The sequence below is a fragment of the Caballeronia sp. M23-90 genome (genome assembly GCF_053574605.1).
The window spans coordinates 1-809 of sequence record NZ_JBSIPA010000925.1; the positions used below are offsets into that span (position 1 = coordinate 1).

The 809-nt window shown below is 62.1% G+C and carries 1 protein-coding gene; it reads right to left on the reverse strand.

Features of this window, described 5'->3' with window-relative positions; genetic code table 11:
* A partial coding sequence (locus ACRXB1_RS37040) for an ABC transporter ATP-binding protein (RefSeq protein WP_449494905.1) occupies window positions 1–754 on the reverse strand: 754 nt, incomplete at its 3' end.
* Window positions 755–809: the final 55 nt, after the last annotated feature.

The following is an 809-nucleotide window of genomic DNA, read 5'->3' on the forward strand; positions in this document are numbered from 1 at the left end:
TCAGCAGGCGCAGGCGCTTCAACGCACGGTCGGCGCCCACGAAGTCCGCGATGAACGGCGTCGCCGGACGCGCCAGCAATTCATCGGGACCGGCAAACTGTTCGAGCTTGCCATTGCGAAAGATGGCGACCTTGTCGGCCATCTTCATGGCTTCATCGATGTCATGGCTCACGAACACCACGGTCTTTTTCAAGCGCCTCTGGATCTTGCGGAATTCATCCTGAATCGAAGTCCGGTTGATCGGATCGATCGCGCCGAACGGCTCGTCCATCAACATCACCGGCGGGTCGGCCGCAAGCGCTCGCGCCACGCCGACGCGTTGTTGCTGGCCACCCGACAGGTCGCGCGGATAACAGCCGAGGTACATCGCCGGATCGAGCGCCACCAGTTCAAGCAGCTCCTCCGTGCGCCGGCGAATCTTGCGCTTGTCCCAGCCGAGCATCTGCGGCACGAGCCCGATGTTCTGCTCCACCGTCATGTTGGGAAACAGCCCGACTTGCTGGATCACGTAACCAATGCGCCGGCGCAACTCGACCACGTCGAAGCTCGACGTATCCTCGCCGCCGATCAGTATCCGGCCCGAAGTCGGCTGCACGAGCCGGTTGATCATCTTGAGCGTCGTGGTCTTGCCGCATCCGGACGGCCCGAGCAGCACGCATAACTCGCCCTCTTCGATGTCCATCGATACATCGTCGACAACTGCTTGCGCCTGACGTGATTCAAAGCGCTTCGTGAGATGTTGAAGGTTGATCATCGGCTCTCCGCGATCGTTGGGCGCTCGAGGCCGGACGCGCTGGCGCGCCGGTTGA